21 protein-coding genes and 2 pseudogenes are annotated in these 21,384 nt (G+C 59.8%); 9 read left to right on the top strand and 14 right to left on the bottom strand.

Annotated elements, in window-relative coordinates; translation table 11 throughout:
• Positions 1-35: 35 nt before the first annotated feature.
• Both A462_RS06560 and A462_RS06565 read right to left on the bottom strand, forming a co-directional pair.
• Complete coding sequence (locus A462_RS06560) at positions 36-326, bottom strand: hypothetical protein (RefSeq protein ID WP_238544261.1); 291 nt, start codon at positions 324-326, stop codon at positions 36-38.
• 210 nt (positions 327-536) lie between these two features.
• A complete protein-coding gene (locus A462_RS06565) occupies positions 537-932 on the bottom strand; it encodes a DUF6957 family protein (RefSeq protein WP_032899701.1) in 396 nt (131 codons plus the stop codon).
• Positions 933-1,060: 128 nt separating this feature from the next.
• Here A462_RS06565 and A462_RS06570 point away from each other — a divergent pair, with 128 nt between their 5' ends.
• Both A462_RS06570 and A462_RS06575 read left to right on the top strand, forming a co-directional pair.
• The gene (locus A462_RS06570) at positions 1,061-1,522 is read left to right on the top strand and encodes a helix-turn-helix domain-containing protein (protein WP_008438002.1); all 462 of its coding nucleotides are present in this window, start codon (positions 1,061-1,063) and stop codon (positions 1,520-1,522) included.
• Positions 1,523-1,940: 418 nt separating this feature from the next.
• Positions 1,941-2,546, top strand: a pseudogene (locus A462_RS06575) (mechanosensitive ion channel family protein); the annotation flags it as partial.
• Positions 2,547-2,596: 50 nt separating this feature from the next.
• Here the strand turns inward: A462_RS06575 and A462_RS06580 are convergent.
• A complete protein-coding gene (locus A462_RS06580; RefSeq protein ID WP_008437999.1) occupies positions 2,597-3,241 on the bottom strand; it encodes a hydrolase in 645 nt (214 codons plus the stop codon).
• A 153-nt stretch (positions 3,242-3,394) separates the two neighbouring features.
• Between A462_RS06580 and A462_RS06585 the strand changes: the two genes are divergently transcribed.
• On the top strand, positions 3,395-4,300 hold the full coding sequence (locus A462_RS06585; protein WP_032899700.1) for a LysR family transcriptional regulator: 906 nt from the start codon (positions 3,395-3,397) through the stop codon (positions 4,298-4,300).
• Here A462_RS06585 and A462_RS06590 read toward each other — a convergent pair.
• From A462_RS06590 to A462_RS06600, 3 genes are all read right to left on the bottom strand, one after another.
• On the bottom strand, positions 4,245-5,126 hold the full coding sequence (locus tag A462_RS06590; protein ID WP_008437995.1) for a carboxylate/amino acid/amine transporter: 882 nt from the start codon (positions 5,124-5,126) through the stop codon (positions 4,245-4,247). The two genes, A462_RS06585 and A462_RS06590, sit on opposite strands and share 56 nt — an antisense overlap.
• A 203-nt stretch (positions 5,127-5,329) precedes the next feature.
• On the bottom strand, positions 5,330-5,929 hold the full coding sequence (locus A462_RS06595) for an FMN-dependent NADH-azoreductase (RefSeq protein WP_008437994.1): 600 nt from the start codon (positions 5,927-5,929) through the stop codon (positions 5,330-5,332).
• Positions 5,930-6,080: 151 nt separating this feature from the next.
• Positions 6,081-6,395: a hypothetical protein gene (locus A462_RS06600; protein WP_032899698.1), complete on the bottom strand. Its 315-nt coding sequence runs from the start codon at positions 6,393-6,395 to the stop codon at positions 6,081-6,083.
• A gap of 49 nt (positions 6,396-6,444) precedes the next feature.
• Between A462_RS06600 and A462_RS06605 the strand changes: the two genes are divergently transcribed.
• The 5 genes from A462_RS06605 (at position 6,445) to aqpZ (ending at position 11,546) form a co-directional block, all read left to right on the top strand.
• A complete protein-coding gene (locus tag A462_RS06605; protein ID WP_003210710.1) occupies positions 6,445-7,368 on the top strand; it encodes a LysR family transcriptional regulator in 924 nt (307 codons plus the stop codon).
• Positions 7,369-7,381: 13 nt separating this feature from the next.
• Positions 7,382-8,185: an alpha/beta fold hydrolase gene (locus A462_RS06610; protein ID WP_008437992.1), complete on the top strand. Its 804-nt coding sequence runs from the start codon at positions 7,382-7,384 to the stop codon at positions 8,183-8,185.
• Positions 8,186-8,188: 3 nt separating this feature from the next.
• Positions 8,189-8,752: a peptidylprolyl isomerase A gene (locus A462_RS06615; RefSeq protein WP_008437991.1), complete on the top strand. Its 564-nt coding sequence runs from the start codon at positions 8,189-8,191 to the stop codon at positions 8,750-8,752.
• An 83-nt stretch (positions 8,753-8,835) separates the two neighbouring features.
• Positions 8,836-10,668, top strand: a complete 1,833-nt coding sequence (locus tag A462_RS06620) for an ABC transporter ATP-binding protein (RefSeq protein WP_003210707.1) — start codon at positions 8,836-8,838, stop codon at positions 10,666-10,668.
• Between the two features lie 179 nt (positions 10,669-10,847).
• Complete coding sequence (aqpZ, locus tag A462_RS06625) at positions 10,848-11,546, top strand: aquaporin Z (protein ID WP_008437990.1); 699 nt, start codon at positions 10,848-10,850, stop codon at positions 11,544-11,546.
• A gap of 54 nt (positions 11,547-11,600) precedes the next feature.
• Here aqpZ and A462_RS06630 read toward each other — a convergent pair whose 3' ends face one another.
• The 3 genes and pseudogenes from A462_RS06630 to A462_RS06635 all read right to left on the bottom strand — a co-directional run bounded on the left by A462_RS06630 (position 11,601) and on the right by A462_RS06635 (position 13,299).
• Positions 11,601-11,849, bottom strand: a complete 249-nt coding sequence (locus A462_RS06630; protein WP_008437989.1) for a BrnA antitoxin family protein — start codon at positions 11,847-11,849, stop codon at positions 11,601-11,603.
• Positions 11,827-12,095: pseudogene (locus tag A462_RS33765) on the bottom strand (BrnT family toxin). The gene A462_RS06630 and the pseudogene A462_RS33765 overlap by 23 nt, the downstream one beginning before the upstream one ends.
• A 79-nt stretch (positions 12,096-12,174) precedes the next feature.
• Positions 12,175-13,299: a GNAT family N-acetyltransferase gene (locus tag A462_RS06635; protein ID WP_003210704.1), complete on the bottom strand. Its 1,125-nt coding sequence runs from the start codon at positions 13,297-13,299 to the stop codon at positions 12,175-12,177.
• A gap of 39 nt (positions 13,300-13,338) precedes the next feature.
• On the opposite strand from A462_RS06635, the gene A462_RS34975 reads away from it, so the two are divergent.
• Positions 13,339-13,494, top strand: a complete 156-nt coding sequence (locus tag A462_RS34975) for a hypothetical protein (RefSeq protein WP_157222855.1) — start codon at positions 13,339-13,341, stop codon at positions 13,492-13,494.
• A 34-nt stretch (positions 13,495-13,528) separates the two neighbouring features.
• On the opposite strand, the gene A462_RS06640 is transcribed toward A462_RS34975, so the two are convergent.
• The 5 genes from A462_RS06640 to hrpA all read right to left on the bottom strand — a co-directional run bounded on the left by A462_RS06640 (position 13,529) and on the right by hrpA (position 21,367).
• Positions 13,529-14,863, bottom strand: a complete 1,335-nt coding sequence (locus tag A462_RS06640; protein WP_008437988.1) for an OprO/OprP family phosphate-selective porin — start codon at positions 14,861-14,863, stop codon at positions 13,529-13,531.
• 339 nt (positions 14,864-15,202) lie between these two features.
• Positions 15,203-15,436: an anti-sigma factor family protein gene (locus tag A462_RS06645; protein ID WP_003210701.1), complete on the bottom strand. Its 234-nt coding sequence runs from the start codon at positions 15,434-15,436 to the stop codon at positions 15,203-15,205.
• Positions 15,430-16,044, bottom strand: coding sequence for an RNA polymerase sigma factor (locus tag A462_RS06650; protein WP_008437987.1), 615 nt, complete (start codon positions 16,042-16,044; stop codon positions 15,430-15,432). The genes A462_RS06645 and A462_RS06650 overlap by 7 nt, the downstream gene beginning before the upstream one ends.
• 25 nt (positions 16,045-16,069) lie before the next feature.
• Positions 16,070-17,191: a beta-ketoacyl-ACP synthase III gene (locus A462_RS06655; RefSeq protein WP_003210699.1), complete on the bottom strand. Its 1,122-nt coding sequence runs from the start codon at positions 17,189-17,191 to the stop codon at positions 16,070-16,072.
• A 264-nt stretch (positions 17,192-17,455) separates the two neighbouring features.
• A complete protein-coding gene (gene hrpA, locus A462_RS06660) occupies positions 17,456-21,367 on the bottom strand; it encodes an ATP-dependent RNA helicase HrpA (protein WP_008437986.1) in 3,912 nt (1,303 codons plus the stop codon).
• Positions 21,368-21,384 lie beyond the last annotated feature (17 nt).

Below are 21,384 nucleotides of genomic sequence, written 5' to 3'. Positions count from 1 at the left end.
GAGGTGCTGGTATCGTGCGGAATTCTTGGTAAATTTCAGGCAGATCGAATCATGCTTGAGAGAAAGACGGGCCTCAGGTTGGCCAGCGCTTCAATCTTGAAATCTCGCTGGTGTGAGGTGTGATACACCGCCCCTTTAGCCACTTCCAGCAAGCAAACCTCAGAACCAGACCTGTCCTCACCTACGGTTACTCTGGTTAACCGTTCCATCTGCCAGCCTCCGGACTTATTCATCCAAGATGGCGTCACAGCCATAATCTCGGTGATAGCTAAATCCACACCTTGGCTTACCAACATTTTTTGAAGCAGGTGGGTGTCGTCAATCATCACCGCGCACTCGCTGATCCGACCCTCGTTTTCGACGCTAAGGGTTAAGTGATACCAAGGCGTTCGGAGCAGCCTTGAGACTCCACGCCAATGGGACACGCCCTCCCCGAACATTCCTGGGACGCCTATCAGGTCGTTGTCTAAGGTTCTGAACATGTGTCGCCTCAAACTGCTGGAGCACGTCAGTTGCCCAGCAGAACCGGTGGGTAATCAGAAAAGAGAAAATATCGCGTCGATAGAAGCAGACTTACGATGGCCTGGCCCGAGCAAGACGTAGACGGAGTTGCGTGTGGCGAACAGGAAGCCCTCTTCAAAGGTCGTACCCATACTTGAGCGCACCCAATGTCCCGGCTCGAAACGGCGCTGCTCATCGTCCACGACTTTGTGGGCAAACATGAAGATTGGTTGGCAGCCTGCGGCGACTACTTTGGCTCGCTCGTCGTCGGTGACGATGGCATCTAGGATGATCCACTCCTGGACGGCGCATAGAGGCATCCATTTGTAGCGTTTTCTAGCAGCAGCCATCACGGCTTCGAGACCCAATTCAGAACCCATCAGGCTGACACCGGGATCGCCCAGCAGGCCGCCGTCCAAAGTGCGTTCCATCAATGCATACCCACTCGGCAATATCCTCAAATTACTAGATTTGCAGCTAAAACGCCACATACACGACTATAGACGTTTGTTTGGCGGCAGGCAAACACGGCATAACTTACGGTTTTTGGGGATCTGTCATGTCGCTCCGCTATTCCTTCGCGGCAGTGCTCCAATTGCTGCGTATACGGAAAGGGCTTTCCCAAGCCGGTATGTCGGTGTGTGTGGATCAGAGAACCGTCAGCAAGGTTGAGCTAGCGAAGAGCTCTGTGTCGGTAGACACAAGTTATGCATTGGCAGCAGCACTTGGGGTGAGCCCCACAACGCTTCTCGCTCTGACGATGGCTTCCTACGATAAAAGCTCGCCACGGAAGACACTCCTTGCCTCTCTAGCCGAGATAGAGGCATTGGGTCTGGCCGATGCACCATTGCCTACAGGGCCGCAGACAGCAACGCGATTGAACGTGTCGGAGGCTAGGAAGAGATGGGTGGCTGTACAAGAGTTGAAAGCAGCTGGCATCAGTCAGGCCGAGGCTTCCAGGCAGCTGGGGATTCCAGAGACGACGGTGCGTCGATTGTGGCGGCAGGAACTGGAAGGCTGAGGACGGCTGATAAATCCCCATCAATAAGGTGGGGCTAGCAGACTAAGGTCAAAACTTGACCTTTTCACGGAGTGTTTCTGAAATATTGTCTAAACGTTGCTTGTTGAATAGGTGGTATGGACGGGTGCGGCTAGCACTAAGAGATTCCGACGTGCTGGCTTGAGATTCGATGCGCGAGTTCTGACTCACGGATCAATACTTAGTGGCGCCTTTAATACGCCGCTTTGGGTGCAAAGGAGATGCTTGGTCTGATGCAACTGCGAGGAAAAAGCTATGGCCATATCCTACTGCAGGCATCTGGTGCGCGGAGCATCAGGAGAGACTGTCCATTTGGCGGAAAAAAAAATGGACAAGACTGAAAACCGTAATGCACTGATTTACAAGGTTTCCGCCTGTCCATTTTCTGTTCAATAAACGGGTGCGAACCTTCGACAAGACCATCGTCTCGATTCCCACCTGGCGCCTGATGTCCGAGTCGTTCAAGAACTGGCGCGGCATGCAGGCCTCCGGTGGCCGGCGGATCAAGCGCAGCCTGTATATCGACGCCAGCGGCGTGCGTTTCATCCGCGACGACGAAGAGCTGAAGCTCACCCAGGTACACCTGCTGACCGACTACATGAGCCGCAAAAAGGCCGAGCTCAAGGCCTGGAACGAAGCCCAGGGCAATGTCGCGGCGATGTCCGCCAACCGCCGACGCATGACCAATATCGGCACCTTCCGCGCGTATGCCTTGGCCTATCTGAAAAGCCATCCGGAGATCCAGCCGAACATGACCTGCATGGTGCGACAGATGCAGACCACCGCCCAGGGCATTCCGCTGGAGATCTACTGCTTCACCCGCACCACCGCGTGGGCCGACTACGAGCGGATCCAGGGCGATATCTTCGATTACCTGCTGGCGGTGCTGCCGGAATTTGGTTTGAGCCTGTACCAGCAGCCCAGCGGCGGTGACTTGCGGGCGGGGATGTTGCCGGCGGTGCTGGGGGCCAGTCACCTGCCCCCGGCGGAAAAGGCAGTGATGTAACAACAAAAAACGGCACAACCCGAGTTGTGCCGTTTTTTTTGCGTTGGACCTTACTTGACCTGACGCTGCGGCGCGCCGTGAACCATGGTGTAGGCGTAATCCACGCCCATGCCGTAAGCGCCGCTGTGCTCCTGTACCAGGCCCATCACCGCGTCGTAGGTTTCCTTGTGAGCCCAGTCACGCTGGTATTCCAACAGCACTTGCTGCCAGGTGACCGGTACCGCGCCGGCCTGAATCATCCGCTGCACCGACATGTCATGCGCTTCTTTGCTGGTGCCGCCGGAGGCGTCGGTGACGATGTACACCTCGTAGCCTTCGGCCAGGGCTTCCAGGGCCGGGAAGTTCAGGCACACCTCGGTCCACAGGGCCGCCATGATCAGCTTCTTGCGCCCGGTGGCCTTCACCGCGGCCACCAGCGCCTTGTCTTCCCAGGAGTTCATCGAGGTGCGCTCGATCGGCTGCTGGTCCGGGAACACGTCCAGCAGTTCCGGCCAGATGTAGCCGCTGAAGCTCTTGGTCTCAACCGAGGTCAGGATGGTCGGTACGTTGAAGATCTTGGCGGCCTTGGCCAGCGCCACCGTGTTGTTCTTCAGGGTCTGGCGATCGATCGACTGCACGCCAAAGGCCATCTGCGGCTGGTGGTCGATCAGGATCAGGGTGGAGTTGGCTGGGTTGAGCAATTCGCGAATAGACATGGTGACTTCCTTTTAATGGTTTCGATTCGGTAAGGGGTGCGTTCAGCGCCGCTGTGAAGCTTGGCTGGCGGCTTGGAAGTAACTTTATGGGATGGATAAAATCGAGACAATTACCTAAAATCGAGAATCATTGATTCTAAAAAAGGGACAATCATGGATCGTATTGAATGCATGCGGGCGTTTGTCGTCACGGTCGGCGAGAACGGCTTCGCGGCCGCCGCGCGAGCCATGGACGTACCGCGCTCAAAAGTCAGCAAACAGATTCAGGCGCTGGAAGAAGCCATAGGCGTGCAACTGCTTCAGCGCACCACCCGCAGCCTGCATTTGACGGAGGCCGGGGCCGAGTATTTTGAAGCAGCACGTGAGGTACTGGCCGCCCTGGACGAAGCCGAACAGCGCGCCCGGGATGGTATCGGCGAGCTACGGGGCGTGTTGCGGGTCAATGCGCCGATGTCGTTCGGGCTGCATCGCCTGGGGCGGTTGATTCCGCTGTTCCATGAACAGCATCCGCATATCGAGCTGCAACTGGTGCTCAGCGACCAACAGGTCGACCCGGTACGCGGTGGTTTCGACGTGACCATCCGCATCGCCAGCATGCCCGACTCAACGATGATCGCCCGCCAGTTGGCACCTGCGCCACGGATCATGGTGGCTGCGCCAGCCTACCTGGCACGCGCGGGCATACCGCAGACCCCGCAAGACCTGCGCCAGCACCAGTGCCTCAATTATGGGTATCTGCAAAGCGGCGTCAGCCTGCAATTGAGCAAGGGCCAGGAAACCCAGCGGGTCAACGTTACCGGCCCTCTGCACGCCAACAACGGCGACCTGCTGGCCCAGGCGGCAGAGGCCGGGATGGGCATCGCGCTGTTGCCGGACTTTATCGTCGAAGACGCCCTGAGCGCCGGGCGCCTGGTGCCGGTGCTCTGCGAATGGCAGGCGCCGGCAATCACCATCAATGCGGTTTATTCGTCAGCGCGACGCGTGCCGCAAAAGACCCGCGCATTCATTGATTTTTTGCTGACGCAGTTGGCGCCGACGACCGCAGGCCCAGCCGGCTGATCCACACCGCCCCGAGAATCACCAACCCGCCCAGCAGCAACCTGCCCAATGGTTCATGCTGATTCCAGATCAGCAAGTTCAGCAACAACCCCACCGGCACATGCAGGTTGTTCATCACCGCCAATGTGCCACCGTTGACCAGGCAAGCGCCCTTGTTCCACCAGTACATGCCCAGTGCCGTGCTGACCAGCCCGAGGAATACCAGCACGCCCCATTGCAACGGCGCTTCCGGCAGGTAGTTGGCCTTGCCGAACATCAGGAACGCCGGCAACGCCACCGCCAACGCGCCGAGATAGAAGTAGCCAAAGCGCCGGTAATGCGGCAGGTCACTCGGATGACGGGCCACCAGATGCTTGTAAAGCACCTGCCCGGCGGCGTAGGTGAAGTTGGCCAGTTGCAGCAGCAGGAAGCCCATGAAGAAGTTCGGGGTGATCTGGTCGAAGCGAATCACCGCGGCCCCCGCCACCGCCACCAGTGCGGCCACCAGCGCCCACAGGTTGAAGCGGCGGTTCAGGGCGTCTTCGATCAGGGTCACGTGCAACGGTGTCAGGATGGTGAACAGCAACACCTCCGGCACCGTCAGTACGCGAAAGCTCAGGTACAGGCACACGTAGGTCACGCCAAACTGCAGCGCGCCGATCAACAGCATGCCGCGCATGAACGCCGGTTCTACCGAGCGCCAGCGGGTCAGGGGGATAAACACCAGCCCGGCCAACAACACGCGCACCAGCACCGCGAAGTAACTGTCGACGTGACCGGCCAGGTATTCGCCGATCAAGCTGAAGGAAAACGCCTGGATCAGCGTCACAACAAGTAGATAGCCCATGCTCGCCTCATTTTGAATGGGCGCGACATTAGCGGTTTTCCGCGCGTTACGAAACTCAAGGCAAAAAAAACCCGACCTCGCTAAAAGCGTCAGTCGGGCGGGAGCACTCAGGAGCAAAAAGTGCAAAGGGAGGTTCGATACGCGTACTTGAAGGGTTGCGTGGAGCTATCTAAACAGCGGGCGATTATCTGACGATTAACATCTCACGCCACTTGGGCCAACAACGCCTTGGCCTGGTTCAAACCCTTCTCCTGGAAATCACCGCCCAGGTTCACCCCTTCGGCATGAATGAACGTGACGTCATGGATGCCGATAAAGCCCATGACCTGACGCAGGTACGGTTCCTGGTGGTCGGTGCTGCCACCGGCGTGAATGCCGCCGCGGGCGGTCAGCACAAAGGCGCGCTTGTCGGTCAGCAGGCCCTGGGGGCCGGTGGCGGTGTACTTGAAGGTCACACCGGCACGCAGCACATGGTCGAGCCAGGCTTTGAGGGTGCTGGGAATCGCGAAGTTGTACATCGGCGCGGCCATCACCAACACATCGGCGGCCAGCAACTCATCGGTCAGTTCGTTGGAGCGATCCAGGGAGGCCTGTTCAACCGTGCTGCGCTGCTCGGCAGGTTTCATCCAGCCGCCCAACAGATTGGCATCCAGGTGCGGAACCGGGTTGATGGCGAGGTCTCGTACGGTGATCTGATCAGCCGGGTGGGCGACTTTCCATTGGCTGATGAATTGTTGGGTCATCTGGCGGGAGATTGAGTCCTGCTGACGGGCGCTGCTTTCGATGATCAGAACACGGGCCATGATTATGTAAGCTCCATCGGTGAATGCTGTAAGGCGATGGAGTGAAGGTTAGACAGGGTCCGTTCGATTAAAAAGCGTAAAAAACTGCTATAACCCATCTAGAAATTTGTTTATAAGCGGAGTATTGCTGTACGCAAGCTCCGCTTTTGCCTTATTTCGGTGCGCAGGTCAGCTGGATACGCATCTTGATGATGGCACGGCTGAAATTGGCCGTGGTGTTGGTGGTTTTCCCTGCCGCGACCGTGACCTTGCGCGTACGCGGGGCTTCCGGACCATTGGTAAAGCGTACCTTGCACTCCGCGTCATTGGGGCCGTAGTTGGTGAGTTGGATCGAACTGATATTGCTGTCGACGTCTGACGCGCTGTAATCGATCTTCACGCCCTGAATGTCTTTCGTCACATCGGTACTGAATGCAAACGCACTCAACGGCAGCAACGCCAGCAGCACACAACAGAATTTTCTCATTCGGCAGTCTCCAATAAGGACCGCCAGCTTAGGACAAGAGGAGCTCATCTTGAAAGCGCCCCGCGTTACCCTTGATCAATGGCGCACCTTGCAAGCCGTGGTCGACCATGGCGGCTTCGCCCAGGCGGCCGAAGCGCTGCACCGCTCGCAATCCTCGGTGAGCTACACCGTGGCCCGCATGCAGGATCAGCTCGGCGTGCCGCTGCTGCGCATTGACGGGCGCAAGGCCGTGCTCACCGAAGCCGGTGAAGTGCTGCTGCGCCGCTCCCGGCAACTGGTGAAAAACGCCAGCCAACTGGAAGACCTGGCCCACCATATGGAACAAGGCTGGGAAGCCGAGGTGCGGTTGGTGGTCGATGCCGCTTACCCCAACGCCCGCCTGGTGCGCGCCCTCACTGCCTTTATGCCGCAAAGCCGTGGCTGCCGGGTGCGTTTGCGCGAAGAGGTGTTGTCCGGCGTCGAAGAGCTGTTGATGGACGGCATGGCCGACCTCGCCATCAGCGGGTTCATCATTCCCGGTTACCTCGGTACGGAAATGAGCGACGTCGAATTTGTCGCCGTGGCCCACCCCGAACATCCGCTGCATCAATTGCACCGCGAACTGAGCTTCCAGGATCTGGAAAGCCACATGCAGGTGGTGATCCGCGACTCCGGCCGCCAGCAGCCACGGGACGTCGGCTGGCTCGGCGCCGAGCAGCGCTGGACCGTCGGCAGCCTGCCCACCGCCGCCACCTTCGTCAGCAGCGGCCTGGGCTTCGCCTGGCTGCCGCGACACCTGATCGAACGCGAACTCAAGGAAGGCCTGCTCAAGCTACTGCCCCTGGAACGGGGTGGCAGCCGCAACCCGACCTTCTATCTTTACTCGAACAAGGACAAACCCCTGGGCCCGGCCACGCAGATTCTCGTCGAGTTGCTGCGCACCTTCGACACTGCACCACTGGACGCGCCATTCGCCGCACCGCAGCAAGCCTGAACAAGGAGTTCACGTGGCCTATTTCGAACATGAAGGTTGCACCCTGCATTACGAGGAATATGGCCACGGCGCGCCGCTGATCCTGATCCACGGCCTGGGCTCCAGTTGCCTGGACTGGGAACTGCAAGTGCCCGTGCTGTCCCAACACTATCGCCTGGTGGTGGTGGATGTGCGCGGTCACGGCCGCTCCGACAAACCCCGTGAGCGCTACAGCATCGCCGGCTTCACCGCCGACCTGGTGGCCTTGATCGAACACCTGCATTTGCCGCCGGCCCACGTGGTCGGCCTGTCCATGGGTGGCATGATCGCCTTTCAACTGGCAGTGGATGAGCCGCAAATGCTCAAGAGCCTGTGCATCGTCAACAGTGCGCCCCAGGTCAAGGTTCGCAGCGCCAGCGACTATTGGCAGTGGGCCAAGCGCTGGAGCCTGGCGCGCATCCTCAGCCTGACCACCATCGGCAAAGCCCTGGGCAGCCTGCTGTTTCCCAAGCCCGAACAGGCCGAACTGCGGCGCAAGATGGCCGAACGCTGGGCAAAAAACGACAAACGTGCTTACCTCGCCAGCTTCGATGCGATTGTTGGCTGGGGCGTACAGGAACAACTTTCGAAAATATCCTGTCCAACCCTGGTCATCAGCGCCGACCACGACTACACCCCCGTGGCGCAGAAAGAAATCTATGTAAAACTGCTGCCCGATGCGCGGCTGGTGGTGATCGAGGATTCCCGCCATGCCACGCCGCTGGACCAACCCGAACGCTTCAACAACACCCTGCTCGATTTTCTCAAGACAGTCGAAACCACAACCCAGGATCACTGACCCATGCTGAAAAAAATCGCCCTCTTTGCCGGTTCCGTACTGTTCGCTGCCAACCTGATGGCGGCCGAACCCGCCAAGGCACCCCACGTCTTGATCACCACCACCAATGGCGACATCGAGATCGAACTGGACCCGGTCAAAGCCCCGATCAGTACCAAGAACTTCCTGGCCTATGTCGACAAGGGCTTCTACACCAACACCATTTTTCACCGGGTAATCCCGGGCTTCATGGTGCAGGGCGGTGGTTTTACCCAGCAAATGTCGCAAAAGCCGACCGAAGCACCGATCAAGAACGAAGCCAGCAACGGCCTGCATAACGTGCGCGGCACCCTGTCGATGGCGCGTACCAACGACCCGAACTCCGCCACCAGCCAATTCTTCATCAACGTTGCGGACAATGCCTTCCTCGACCCGGGCCGTGATGCCGGTTACGCGGTGTTCGCCAAAGTGGTCAAGGGCATGGACGTGGTCGACATCATCGTCAACTCGCAGACCACCACCAAACAGGGCATGCAGAACGTGCCAATCGATCCTGTCCTGATCAAGTCGGCCAAGCGCATCGACTGAAGGCTACAGGGAGTTTCGCGCGGGGCCCGCAAGGCGTCGCGCGCATTTGAACAGGAGAGCCCGCCGCGCGGGCGTCAGACCTAATGCTCTATCGTCGTTTTGAACAACTGATCGACATCTTCCGCGAACCTCCCAGCGCGGCCCCTCCAGACAAAGTCCTACCCTTCTACGTCTATTACCTGCGCCAGGTATGGCCAAGCTTTGCCGCCTTGCTGGTGGTGGGCCTGATCGGCGCGCTGATCGAAGTGGCGCTGTTCAGCTACCTGAGCCGCATCATCGACCTGGCCCAGGGCACGCCGCCCGCCAACTTCTTCCAGATCCACGCCACCGAGCTGATCTGGATGGCCGTGGTCGCCCTGCTGTTGCGCCCGATCTTCGGCGCCCTGCATGACCTGCTGGTGCACCAGACCATCAGCCCCGGCATGACCAGCCTGATCCGCTGGCAAAACCACAGCTATGTGCTCAAACAGAGCCTGAACTTCTTCCAGAACGATTTCGCCGGGCGCATTGCCCAGCGCATCATGCAAACCGGCAACTCCCTGCGCGACTCCGCAGTGGCCGCCGTGGACGCGATCTGGCACGTGGCGATCTACGCCATCAGCGCCCTGGTGCTGTTCGCCGAAGCCGACTGGCGCCTGATGATCCCGCTGATCACCTGGATCGTCGCCTACAGCCTGGCCCTGCGGTACTTCGTGCCACGAGTCAAGGAGCGCTCGGTCATCTCCTCCGAGGCACGCTCAAAACTGATGGGGCGGATCGTCGACGGCTACACCAACATCACCACCTTGAAGCTGTTCGCTCATACCAATTTCGAGCAGAACTACGCCAGGGAAGCCATCGTCGAGCAGACCGAGAAAACCCAGCTGGCCAGCCGCGTCGTGACCAGCATGGACATCGTGATTACCACCATGAACGGCCTGCTGATTGTCACCACCACCGGCCTTGCCCTGTGGCTGTGGACCCAATCCCTGATTTCAGTGGGCGCCATCGCCCTGGCCACCGGCCTGGTGATTCGTATCGTCAACATGTCCGGCTGGATCATGTGGGTGGTCAACGGCATTTTCGAAAACATCGGCATGGTCCAGGACGGCCTGAAAACCATCGCCCAGCCGCTGGCAGTGACCGACCGGGAAAATGCCCCGCGCCTGGAAGTGCCCCATGGTGAGGTGCGGTTCGATCAGGTGGATTTCCACTACGGCAAGAAGAGCGGGATCATCAGCGGCTTGAACCTGGCGATTAAACCGGGTGAAAAGATCGGCCTGATCGGTCCGTCCGGCGCGGGCAAATCCACCCTGGTCAACCTGCTGTTGCGCCTGTACGACCTGCAAGGCGGCCGTATCCTGATCGACGGCCAGAACATCGCCGACGTCGCCCAGGAAACCTTGCGCGAACAGATCGGCATGATCACCCAGGACACCTCGCTGCTGCACCGCTCGATCCGCGACAACTTGCTGTATGGCAAGCCGGACGCCACCGACGAAGAGCTTTGGGCCGCCGTGCACAAGGCCCGCGCCGACGAGTTCATCCCATTGCTGTCGGACGCCGAGGGTCGCACCGGCCTCGACGCCCACGTCGGTGAACGCGGGGTGAAACTCTCCGGCGGGCAACGTCAGCGCATCGCCATCGCGCGAGTGCTGCTCAAGGATGCGCCAATCCTGATCATGGACGAAGCCACCTCGGCGCTGGATTCGGAAGTCGAAGCGGCGATCCAGGAAAGCCTGGAAACCCTGATGCAGGGCAAGACAGTGATCGCCATCGCCCACCGGCTGTCCACCATTGCCAGAATGGACAGGCTGGTGGTGCTGGAAAAAGGCCAGATCGCCGAGACCGGCAGCCATGCCGAATTGCTCGCACACGGCGGTTTGTATGCGCGATTGTGGCAACACCAGACCGGTGGCTTCGTCGGAATAGACTGATTCCGTTGGTTAACCGCGACCTCAATTCCGAACAATTCTGACAGTTTTCTCTATCCCGCTGGTCTTGCGACACAATCCTGCTGTACTCCAATCAGGCCCCAGGAGGGCCCTGATTTAAGGCAGCAGGGATGCATCACAGACCCGTTAATCAGATAGAGCAATCTATTAAGGATGTGTTCATGTCACTGTTCAAACGTTCCGTTACGGAAGGACTGGGTACGTTTTGGCTGGTGTTGGGTGGCTGCGGCAGTGCGGTACTGGCCGCATCGTCCCCGGTCGGGATCGGTGTGCTCGGTGTGGCCCTGGCGTTCGGGCTCACGGTGCTGACCATGGCATTTGCCATCGGGCACATCAGCGGTTGTCACCTGAACCCTGCAGTGTCGGTGGGGCTGGTAGTGGGCGGAAGATTTCCGGCCAGGGAGTTACCGGCGTACATCGTGTCCCAGGTAATCGGCGGCGTCGTTGCCGCTGCATTGTTGTACTTCATAGCCAGCGGCAAGCCGGGGTTCGAACTGGCTTCGGGCCTGGCCAGCAACGGCTACGGCGAGCATTCGCCTGGTGGTTATTCGATGGCAGCGGGGTTTGTGTGCGAGTTGGTGATGACGGCCATGTTCGTGCTGATCATCCTCGGCGCCACCGACCGTCGTGTGCCGACGGGCTTCGCGCCCATTGCCATTGGCCTGGCGCTGACGCTGATCCACCTGATCTCGATCCCGGTCACCAACACCTCGGTCAACCCGGCCCGCAGCACCGGCCCGGCGCTGATTGTCGGCGGTTGGGCGCTCCAGCAGTTGTGGATGTTCTGGCTGGCGCCGATCCTCGGTGCAGTGGTCGGCGGCATTACCTATCGATGGCTGGGCGCGGAAAAAACCGCCTGAGCCAGACAGGTTCAGCCCTGCCGATAAGGCAGGGCTGCCCTCGCCAGTGCTCTATCAGCCTTGATGTGCCTGCATATACTGGCGCAGCAACTGATTGATGCGCGTCTGATAGCCAGTCCCTTGCCCCTTGAACCACTCAAGAACGTCAGCATCCAGACGGATAGTAACTGCCTGCTTGACCGGCACACGCAATTCGGCACGACGGAAGAAGTCTTCTCCCAACTCGGGGATGTCGCTGGTATCGATCTCCCGATCGTCTATCTTAGCCAGGCGCTCCCAGTCAGTTTTCGATGCTTTCGACATAGTATTTGGCCTCCTGTTTGGTTGCTTTTCGGGCGGAAATAATGCGAATTACGTCACCCCGCCTCCAACTACACCTACCAGTAATTTTATCCAGCCAATGCTGACCCAGCGTTCTTCGTCATAATCCGTTCGAGTATCACGTTGTGACAATATTGGATGTTGAAAAATATCCGATACGTCGTTGAAGTCTATGCCGTGCTTGCGGATGTTTATTTGGTTTTTGGATTCATCCCACTCAAAACGCATGGTGCATCCTGTATTTACTTTTGTACATACACTATAGCGAAGTGCTACCGCCCTCGGCACCTGTCAACCGATCAGTGGTTCAGCCCTGCCGATAAGGCAGGGCTGCCCTCGCCTCCTCGGCATATGCCAGGATCCCCACGCTTTCGCGCTCCAGGAAATCCGCCACGGCGGTCTTCAATCCCGGGTGTCGCAGGTAATGCCAGGAGTGCGTGATCACCGGCTCAAACCCGCGAATCAACTTGTGCTCGCCCTGGGCGCCGGCGTCGAAACGTTGCAGGCCATGGGCAATCGCGTAATCCATGCCTTGGTAGAAGCAAGTCTCGAAATGCAGCCGGTCGAACTCGGCCAGGCAGCCCCAGTAACGCCCATAAAAACTGTTGCCGCCGATCAGGCTGAAGGCCATGGCCACCGGCCGTGAGCCTTGCTTGGCCAGCACCACGCGAATCGCCTCGGGCATGCGCTCGGCCAGCAGACTGAAAAACGCCCGGGTCAGGTACGGCGATTGTCGGCGTATGGCGTAGGTATTGGCGTAACAGGCGTAGACAAAATCCCACTGCGCCTCGCTCAACTCATGACCTTGCAGCCACTCGAACTCGATGCCCTGCCCCGCCACTTGCTCGCGCTCCTTGCGCATCTGTTTGCGCTTGCGCGAACTCAGCGCGTCGAGAAAGTCCTGGAAGTCGCGGTAGCCGCGGTTTTGCCAATGAAACTGGCAGCCCAGGCGTTGCAGCCAACCCGGCTGCCGGGCCAGTGCGGTGTCCGCCAGGGCGTCGGTAAAGTTGATATGGGCGCTGGAAAGGCCTTCGATTTCCAGGTAACCGGGCAGGCTTTTAAGCAATTCGAAACCGTCCTCGGCGCTGGCGGCCAACAGGCGCGGGCCGCTGACCGGGCTGAAGGGCACGGCCGTCAGCAATTTCGGGTAGTAGTCGATGCCCGCCCGCTCGCAGGCATCGGCCCAACCGTGGTCGAACACGTACTCGCCATAGGAATGCCATTTGCGATAGCTGGGCAACGCGGCAATCAGCCGTCCACCTTCATAATGCAGCAAATGCTCGGGCTGCCAGCCGGAGTGCGGGCCGATGCTGGCGCTGTCTTCCAGGGCACTGAGGAACGCATGGCGCAGAAACGGCTGATCGACGGGGACCAACGCGTTCCATTCATCGGGCGCAATCTCGGACAGGTTATTCAAACGTTGTAACGGCATCCCATTCCCCGACGGTCACGGCTTTGTGTAGGAGCGAGCGTGCTCGCGATGATCGTTAACGACAACGCGACCATTCTGACAGAACGCGGTGATCTCGGGTTCTTCGCGAGCAAGCTCGCGCCTACAGGACACGGCGCAAAAAAAAGCCCCGCCAAACGGCGGGGCAAACCAAATGAGGAGCGCTTTGACGGATGAAGAAAGAGCGCTTTGGAGCGGTATTACAGGTTGCCTAGAACACGTATTGCACGCGGGCCACGATGGCGTCGCCGCTGTCGTCGCCGGCGACGTTAACCACTTTGTCGGTCTTGGCCTTGATGTAGTTGGCAGAGACTTTCACCGCCTCGTTGGCGTACCAGTTCACCCCGATGATGTTCAGGTTGGCCTTGGCATCGCCCACTTCACGGGTGGCGGTGTTGCGCACTACGTTTTTGTCATCAACGGTGATGTTGTCGTAACGGTAGAACACTTCCCACGCGCCGTACTGCTTGTTTTCGGGCTTGATGGTGTCGAACTTGGCACCGTCGAGTTTGTAGACGCGGGACTCTCCGGTCAGGGTGTAGGCCACCTGGCCGTAGAAGCCGCTGGCTTTCACGTCCTGATAGGCACTGCTGTCTGCCTTCATCTTGCGGTTCAGGTATTCGCCCTGCAGGGACAACGGACCACGGGCGAATGCAAATTCGCCGCCGAACACGGTGTCGGTGTCGTAGGCGTCGTTCGCCGTCAGGCTGCCGGAATCCAGACCCACACCGCCGCCGAAGGTCGCACGGTTGCCGTTGGCGCCCGCATCGTTGCCGCCGTTGGTGGAAACGCCGCGAACCCCAAGACGCGGACGAATACGCGAGTCGAAGGCCGTGTCCTTCAGGTCACGTACCGCGTAATCCAGGCCCAGGTGCAGCACGTTGCCGGTGTCATGCATCGGCGCAAACACCGCACGGGCGTTGAATTGCTTCACGCCTTTGCCGTTCTTGTCGTTGATGTCCTTGGAAGAAACGCTGGCCGACAGGTAAGCCATGTCGCCGACCACCGAGCTGGCCTGGATGCCCATGCCGTTGGCGTGGGAGTGGATCCAGTCCGCGACTTCATACGCTGCGTTGCGGTCAACGCCGGTGACCCACTTGGAGCTGGTGGCTTTTTCCAGGCCGAAGTCTTCGTCGAAGCGACCGGCGCGAATCACGACAGGCTTGAAGCCGGTGTAGGACATGGACGCTTCATCGAAGTAGCCATCGTCTGCGTTGCCGGAGTTGTGGGACAGGTCGTAGTTGACCTGGTATTTCCAGTCCTTGTAGACGGTGCCGCCAAACTCGATGTAGGCGCGGCGGAAATAGGCCGCGTCAGCCGAGTCACCGTTCTTGGTGTAATAGCCATCAAACGTGCCGTAATCGGCCTGCAAACGACCACCCAGCTTGAAGCTGAAATTCTGGTCGGTGGTTGCAACCTCAAGGCCGCCCTTGGTTTTGACAACGATATCGGCACCGTCAGTAGTGACAGTACCGGCGAAAGCCTGGGCGGTGACGGCCAGGGCCAAAGCGCTGGCCGCGAAACCGGCGAAGTGCTTGCGGATCATCGAAGAATCCCCCTAATTGATGGTCTTGTGCATTGGTAAAACACGCGGTTTAGAGCCGCTGGTGTTGGGGGGCGATCTTGGCGAGGGGATATTTCAGCCGGGTTGCCGGAACATAAAGATTTTGTTACTCGGGAACTTTTTAATAGCCATTCGAAATAAGCCAGAGCCTACGGAAATCAAGGCTCCAGCCCTGAAAACTGGTAAAAATGGCAGATGATACAAAATGTAAAAACACCCGAGAAAAATGAAATATTTTTCATCTTGGTTGTTTTTTGAGCAAAAAAAAGCCCGCATCTTTTATCGATGCGGGCTTCGTTTAAGTGTGAAAAGTGATGGATATTATTGGTCGCGGGAGCGCTCGGCGGCCAGGCGTTCGGCCAACGCATCAACATCGGCGATAGGCGGCTCGGGCAGGATCTTCAGCGTCGCCTGCATCAAGCGCATCTGCCGGATAAAGCGCCGGCAGTTGGGGCAGAACATCAGGTGATGGCGCACCAGCAGGCGCTCGCGAAAGGTCAGTTGCCCATCGAGATAGTCACTGGAACGTGCCACTTGTTCCTTACAGGTCAACATTCGCCGGTTTCCTCAAAATGCTCCACCGTGGCGAAGACTTTAAGCCGTGCTCGATGCAACAGCACACGAACATTGGAGAGCGATAGCGTCAGAAGATTACAAATCTCCTCCAACTCCAGCCCCTGACGTTCGCGCAGCAGCAGTACGCTGCTTTGCAGTTCGGAAAGACTGGCCAGCGTGTGCTCCAGGCAATTACGCAGTTCGTCTTCGGTAAGCAGCGCTTCGGGAGTGTCCTGATGCCAGGCAAACGGCGCGACCGCCCAGTGGCCATCGTCGGGCACAAAGCGATCATCACCGATGGTGCCATGGGGCGCCGGCAAGTCATCGAGCAGTACTTCCCGGCGGTTTTGCTTGTAGCGGCCCTTTGCCGAGTTGGCAGTAATGGTCAGCAGCCAGGTCTTGAGGCTGGAACGCCCCTCGAATTTCGCCAGGTTGCGCACCACCGAGAGCCAGGCGTCCTGCACCACCTCGTCGGCATGGCGCTGGCCAACAATGGCATAGGCCACCGCGCGCATAGCGCTCTGGTAGGTGGTGACCAACTCCTTGTAGGCCCGCTGCTCACCCTTGAGCAATCGTTCAAGCAGGTGCGCGTCGTCCGCTGCTGCCATTCAAGACCTCGATTTCAAAACATGATCAGCGTTTGCGCAGGATCACGCTACCAATCGAATACCCTGCGCCAAACGAGCTAAGCACAGCCACAGCGCCCTTCGGCAAGTCGTCCTGGTAGGTGTGGAACGCAATCACCGAACCCGCCGAACTGGTGTTGGCGTAAGTATCGAGGATCACCGGCGCCTCTTCCACAGAAGCCTCGCGGCCCAGCAGTTTCTTCACGATCAGATGATTCATGCTGAGGTTGGCCTGGTGCAGCCAGAAACGCTTCACATCGCCGACATTCAGCTGGTTTTCCGACAGGTGCTTGCCGATCAACTCGGCGACCATCGGGCAGACATCACGGAAGACTTTGCGGCCTTCCTGCACGAACAGCTTGTCCGGGGCACCAATCCCCTCTTCCGCCGCGCGGTTGAGGAAGCCGAAGTTATTGCGGATGTTGTTGGAGAACTTGGTCAGCAACTTGGTGCTCACCACGTCGAACTGATGCTCGGAAGTGGCCAGGTCGGCCCGCTCCAGGATCACGGCGGTGGCCGCATCGCCAAAGATGAAATGGCTGTCGCGGTCGCGGAAGTTCAGGTGGCCGGTGCAGATCTCCGGGTTGACCATCAGGATCGCCCGCGCCTGGCCCAGTTGGATGCTGTTGGCGGCGTTCTGGATACCGAAGGTCGCCGAGGAACACGCCACGTTCATGTCAAAGCCAAAACCCTGGATACCCAGCGCTTCCTGGACTTCGATGGCAATCGCCGGGTACGCCCGCTGCAGGTTGGAACAGGCGACGATCACACCGTCGATATCGGCGGCGGTCTTGCCGGCGCGCTGCAAGGCTTGCTCGGCAGCACTGACGGCCATCTGGCAGAGGATCGACCATTCGTCGTTGGAGCGCTCGGGCAGGCGTGGCGCCATGCGCTGCGGGTCGAGAATGCCGGCCTTGTCCATGACAAAGCGGCTCTTGATGCCCGAGGCCTTCTCGATAAAGGCGGCGCTGGATTCGGTCAGGGCCTCCACGTCACCGCGTTCAATGGCGGCGGCGTTATCCAGGTTGAACTGTTGCACGTAAGCATTGAAAGACTGCACCAGCTCTTCGTTGGAGATGCTGTTGGCCGGGGTGTACAGGCCTGTGCCGCTGATGACGACGTTATGCACGGTCGTTCCTCTAAATCTGTTCAGGCAGAAGGGTATTGGTACCGTCGTACCAAACCGTAAGTAGTTTTATGCCGCCCAGCGGCCTTCAAACTGGAAACGCTTTATTCCATCGCGCCACGGCTGCACCAGCCCAACTCGACGATCCCGGCATTTATAACCGCGAAGTTTGCCACAACATCGGACACTTGGCGCCTATCCCGCACAAACACCTTCCCTGTGGCGAGCGAGCAAGCTCGCTCGCCACAGTTGCTTGCCGCACGTCGGTCACGCTTCGACCAGGCTCCATTGCTTGCTCAGGCGCTTGTCGGAAATCGGTACCTTGGTGCCCAACTGCTGGGCAAACAGCGAAACCCGGTATTCCTCCAGCCACCAGCGATACAGCTCCAGCTGAGGGTCGCGCTTGCCTTCCTGGGCGTGTTTGTTCAGGCGGTTCTGATACTGGCTCCACAAGCCGCCCAACTCGGTACTCCAGACCCGGTCCTTCTGCACCTGGCTTGGCAATTTCTCCAGGCGCAGCTCGATGGCCTTGAGGAAGCGCGGCAGTTCCTTGAACCATTGCGCCGGGGTTTCCCGTACGAAACCGGGGTACACCAGATTGCTCAGTTGCTGCTTGATATCATTCAGCGCCACCGCCTGGGCCAGGTCAATCTTGCCCTTGAAGCGTTTTTGCAGGCCATGCCACAATTTCAAAATTTCGAGGGTCAGGCGCGCCTGGCGCTCGGCGTGCTCGGTCCAACTGCCACGCTTGCGCTCGGCCAGGGCGGCCAGGCCGGCGCCGTCCCGCGGCAGGCTGGCTTCGCCTTCCAGCACGCAACTGTCGAGGCTGGCCAACAGAATGTCTTCCACCAGGGCTTCGATACGCCCCAGCTCGCGGTACATCAACCCCAACTCGGTCAGGCCCGGCAATTTGCCCCGCAGGAACTTTGCCGGCTCGGCCAGTTGTTGCAGCAGCAGGCGCTGCAAGGCTCGACGGTGCTGGAACTCAGCCTCGGCAGCGGTAGAGAAACGCCCTTCCTTGACCGTGCCGTTTTCTTCGACCAAGGCCGGATACACCGTCATCGAAAGCCCGGCGATGTTTTGCTGGGTTTTCTCGGCCACCGCCGCGAACACCTTGGCCTCCACCGGCTGCTGGCTCTTCGCAGTCTGCGGCACCGCCAACGCTGCTTGGCTGGCCTCGGCGAAACGCGCGGTCAACTCGGCCAGGTCGCGGCCTTCACCGAGGAACTTGCCCTGGCCGTCGACTACTTCCAGGTTCATCTTCAGGTGGCTCTCCACCTGCTGCGCAGCCTCGGCCCAGGCTTCATCGCTGACCCGTGCCCCGGTCATGCGCAGCAGCTCACGCCCCAAGGCCTGAGGCAACGAGCCTTGGCCGAACTCGATACGTTGCAACGCCGCCTTGACGAAATCCGGCACCGGCACGAAGTTCTTGCGCAGGGCCTTGGGCAAGTTGCGCACCAGGGCAATGCACTTGGCCTCGATCACACCCGGCACCAGCCATTCCAGGCGCTCGGGTGGCAAGGCCGGCAACAGCGGCGCCGGCACGCGCAGGGTCACACCGTCCCGTGGATGGTTGGGTTCGAAGTGATAACTCAAGGCCAGGGCCAGGTCGCCCAGGTGCAAGGTGTCGGGGTAATGGGCGGCGGTGACTTCACTGGCCTCGCGGGCCAGCACGTCTTCTTCGCGCATGATCAACAGCTGCGGGTCTTTCTGGCTGTTGACCTTGTACCAACTGTCGAAGGTCGCGGTCTGGTGAATCTCCGCCGGCAGGCGCGCATCGTAGAAGGCGTACAGCGTTTCCTCGTCCGCCAGGATATCGCGCCGGCGGGCCTTGGCTTCCAGTTCGTCGAGCTGCTCCAGCAATTGCTGGTTGGCCGTCAGGCAGCGGGCCCGGGACTGGATCTCGCCGCGCACCAGGCCTTCGCGGATAAACAGCTCGCGAGACGTCACCGGATCAATCGGCCCGTAATGCACCGGCCGGCGCCCGACGATGATCAACCCGAACAGGGTGATCTGCTCAAACGCCACCACCTGGCCGCGCTTCTTTTCCCAATGAGGTTCGAAGTGGTTTTTCTTGATCAGGTGCCCGGCCAACGGCTCGATCCAGTCGGCGTCGATCTTGGCCACCATCCGCGCGTACAGCTTGGTGGTTTCCACCAGCTCGGCGGTCATCAGCCATTGCGGACGCTTCTTGCCAATACCCGACGACGGGTGAATCCAGAAACGCCGCTGACGCGCGCCGAGGTAATCGCCCTCTTCGGTCTTCTGGCCAATCTGGCTGAGCAGGCCGGACAGCACCGCCTTGTGCAGTTTGGGGAAGTCCGCCGGTTCTTTATTGACGGTCAACTGCATGTCGCGACAGATCAGGCTCAACTGGCGGTGGGAGTCACGCCATTCCCGCAGGCGCAGGTAGTTCAGGAAATTCTTGCGGCACCAATTGCGCAGCGGGCTGGCGGTCAATTCCTGGCGCTGCTCTTCAAAACCACGCCACAGGTTCACCAACCCGGCGAAGTCCGAATCCGCGTCCTTCCATTGTGCGTGAGCCTGGTCGGCGGCTTGCTGGCGCTCCGGCGGACGCTCGCGCGGGTCCTGGATCGACATGGCGCTGGCGACGATCAGCACTTCCTGCAGGCTGCCAAGCTTGGCCGCCTCCAGCAACATGCGGCCCATGCGTGGGTCCACCGGCAGACGCGCCAACTGGCGGCCCATCGGTGTCAGCTGGCTGTTGCGGTCAACGGCGGACAACTCTTGCAGCAGGTTGAAACCGTCGCTGATGGCCTTGCCGTCCGGCGGCTCGATAAACGGGAAATCGGTGATCTCGCCCAGGCGCAGGTGCAGCATCTGCAGGATTACGGCCGCGAGGTTTGTGCGAAGAATCTCGGGGTCGGTAAATTCCGGGCGCCCGATAAAATCCTCTTCGCTGTACAAGCGCACGCAGATACCGGGTTCGACCCGCCCGCACCGGCCTTTACGCTGGTTGGCACTGGCCTGGGAAATCGCCTCGATCGGCAGTCGCTGCACCTTGGCCCGGTAGCTGTAGCGGCTGATGCGCGCGGTGCCACTGTCGATCACATAACGAATGCCTGGCACGGTCAGCGAGGTTTCCGCGACGTTGGTCGCCAGCACCACACGCCGGCCTGGGTGCGACTGGAAAATCCGCTGCTGCTCCGCCGGTGACAGGCGCGCATACAGCGGCAGGATTTCAGTGTGCTTGAGCTGGGCCTTGCGCAGCATGTCGGCAGCGTCGCGAATCTCGCGCTCGCCGGGCAGGAACACCAGCACATCGCCGGGGCTCTTGCGCTCGCTGCGCTCGAAGGCGGCGATCTCATCGAGGGTGGCGAGAATCGCCTGGTCGACGGTCAGGTCGTCCTCGACGCGGTTGCCCTCCTCGTCCTGCTCCAGGGTCAGCGGGCGGTACCAGGTCTCCACCGGGAAGGTGCGGCCCGACACCTCGACAATCGGCGCATCGTCGAAGTGCTTGGAAAAGCGCTCCAGGTCGATGGTGGCCGAGGTGATGATGACCTTGAGATCCGGGCGACGCGGCAGCAGGGTTTTCAGATAACCCAGCAGGAAGTCGATGTTCAGGCTGCGTTCGTGGGCTTCGTCGACGATGATCGTGTCGTAGCGTTCGAGGTAGCGGTCGTTCTGGGTTTCGGCCAGCAGGATACCGTCGGTCATCAGCTTGATCAGGGTGTTGGAATCACTCTGGTCTTCAAACCGCACCTGATAACCCACCAGGGAACCCAGCGGCGTCGCCAACTCTTCCGCGACCCGGCTCGCCACGCTGCGCGCCGCAATCCGCCGCGGCTGGGTGTGGCCGATCAGGCCGTATTGGCCGCGGCCGATTTCCAGGCAGATTTTCGGCAACTGGGTGGTTTTACCCGAACCGGTCTCACCGGCAATGATCAGCACCTGATGCTTGAGCAACGCTTCCTTGATCTCGTCACGCTTGGCGGCGATCGGCAGGCTGTCGTCATAGCGAATCACCGGCAGGCTGGCGCGCCGCGCTGTCACCTGGGCGCAGGAGGCCTGCATCCGCGTCACCCACTGCGCAAGTTTTTCCTCATCGGGTTTCTTGCGCAGCTCAAGCAGCTGCCGCCGCAGGCGGTGGCGGTCGGCGAGCATGGCGTGATCGAGGTTTTTCAGCAGTTGGTCGATAGCGGGCGCTTGGTCAGTCATCAGGTACGCAAAGGTCG

The organism is Pseudomonas sp. Ag1, assembly GCF_000278565.1.
Classification (GTDB): Bacteria; Pseudomonadota; Gammaproteobacteria; order Pseudomonadales; family Pseudomonadaceae; genus Aquipseudomonas.
This window is presented reverse-complemented; position numbering and strand designations above follow the sequence as displayed.

Coding starts and splice junctions, on each gene's coding strand:
- A462_RS06560 (WP_238544261.1), bottom strand. CDS start 326: ATGATTGACGACACCCACCTGCTTCAAAAAATGTTGGTAAGCCAAGGT.
- A462_RS06565 (WP_032899701.1), bottom strand. CDS start 932: ATGGAACGCACTTTGGACGGCGGCCTGCTGGGCGATCCCGGTGTCAGC.
- A462_RS06570 (WP_008438002.1), top strand. CDS start 1,061: ATGTCGCTCCGCTATTCCTTCGCGGCAGTGCTCCAATTGCTGCGTATA.
- A462_RS06580 (WP_008437999.1), bottom strand. CDS start 3,241: ATGTCTATTCGCGAATTGCTCAACCCAGCCAACTCCACCCTGATCCTG.
- A462_RS06585 (WP_032899700.1), top strand. CDS start 3,395: ATGGATCGTATTGAATGCATGCGGGCGTTTGTCGTCACGGTCGGCGAG.
- A462_RS06590 (WP_008437995.1), bottom strand. CDS start 5,126: ATGGGCTATCTACTTGTTGTGACGCTGATCCAGGCGTTTTCCTTCAGC.
- A462_RS06595 (WP_008437994.1), bottom strand. CDS start 5,929: ATGGCCCGTGTTCTGATCATCGAAAGCAGCGCCCGTCAGCAGGACTCA.
- A462_RS06600 (WP_032899698.1), bottom strand. CDS start 6,395: ATGAGAAAATTCTGTTGTGTGCTGCTGGCGTTGCTGCCGTTGAGTGCG.
- A462_RS06615 (WP_008437991.1), top strand. CDS start 8,189: ATGCTGAAAAAAATCGCCCTCTTTGCCGGTTCCGTACTGTTCGCTGCC.
- A462_RS06620 (WP_003210707.1), top strand. CDS start 8,836: ATGCTCTATCGTCGTTTTGAACAACTGATCGACATCTTCCGCGAACCT.
- aqpZ (WP_008437990.1), top strand. CDS start 10,848: ATGTCACTGTTCAAACGTTCCGTTACGGAAGGACTGGGTACGTTTTGG.
- A462_RS06630 (WP_008437989.1), bottom strand. CDS start 11,849: ATGTCGAAAGCATCGAAAACTGACTGGGAGCGCCTGGCTAAGATAGAC.
- A462_RS06635 (WP_003210704.1), bottom strand. CDS start 13,299: ATGCCGTTACAACGTTTGAATAACCTGTCCGAGATTGCGCCCGATGAA.
- A462_RS06640 (WP_008437988.1), bottom strand. CDS start 14,863: ATGATCCGCAAGCACTTCGCCGGTTTCGCGGCCAGCGCTTTGGCCCTG.
- A462_RS06645 (WP_003210701.1), bottom strand. CDS start 15,436: ATGTTGACCTGTAAGGAACAAGTGGCACGTTCCAGTGACTATCTCGAT.
- A462_RS06650 (WP_008437987.1), bottom strand. CDS start 16,044: ATGGCAGCAGCGGACGACGCGCACCTGCTTGAACGATTGCTCAAGGGT.
- hrpA (WP_008437986.1), bottom strand. CDS start 21,367: ATGACTGACCAAGCGCCCGCTATCGACCAACTGCTGAAAAACCTCGAT.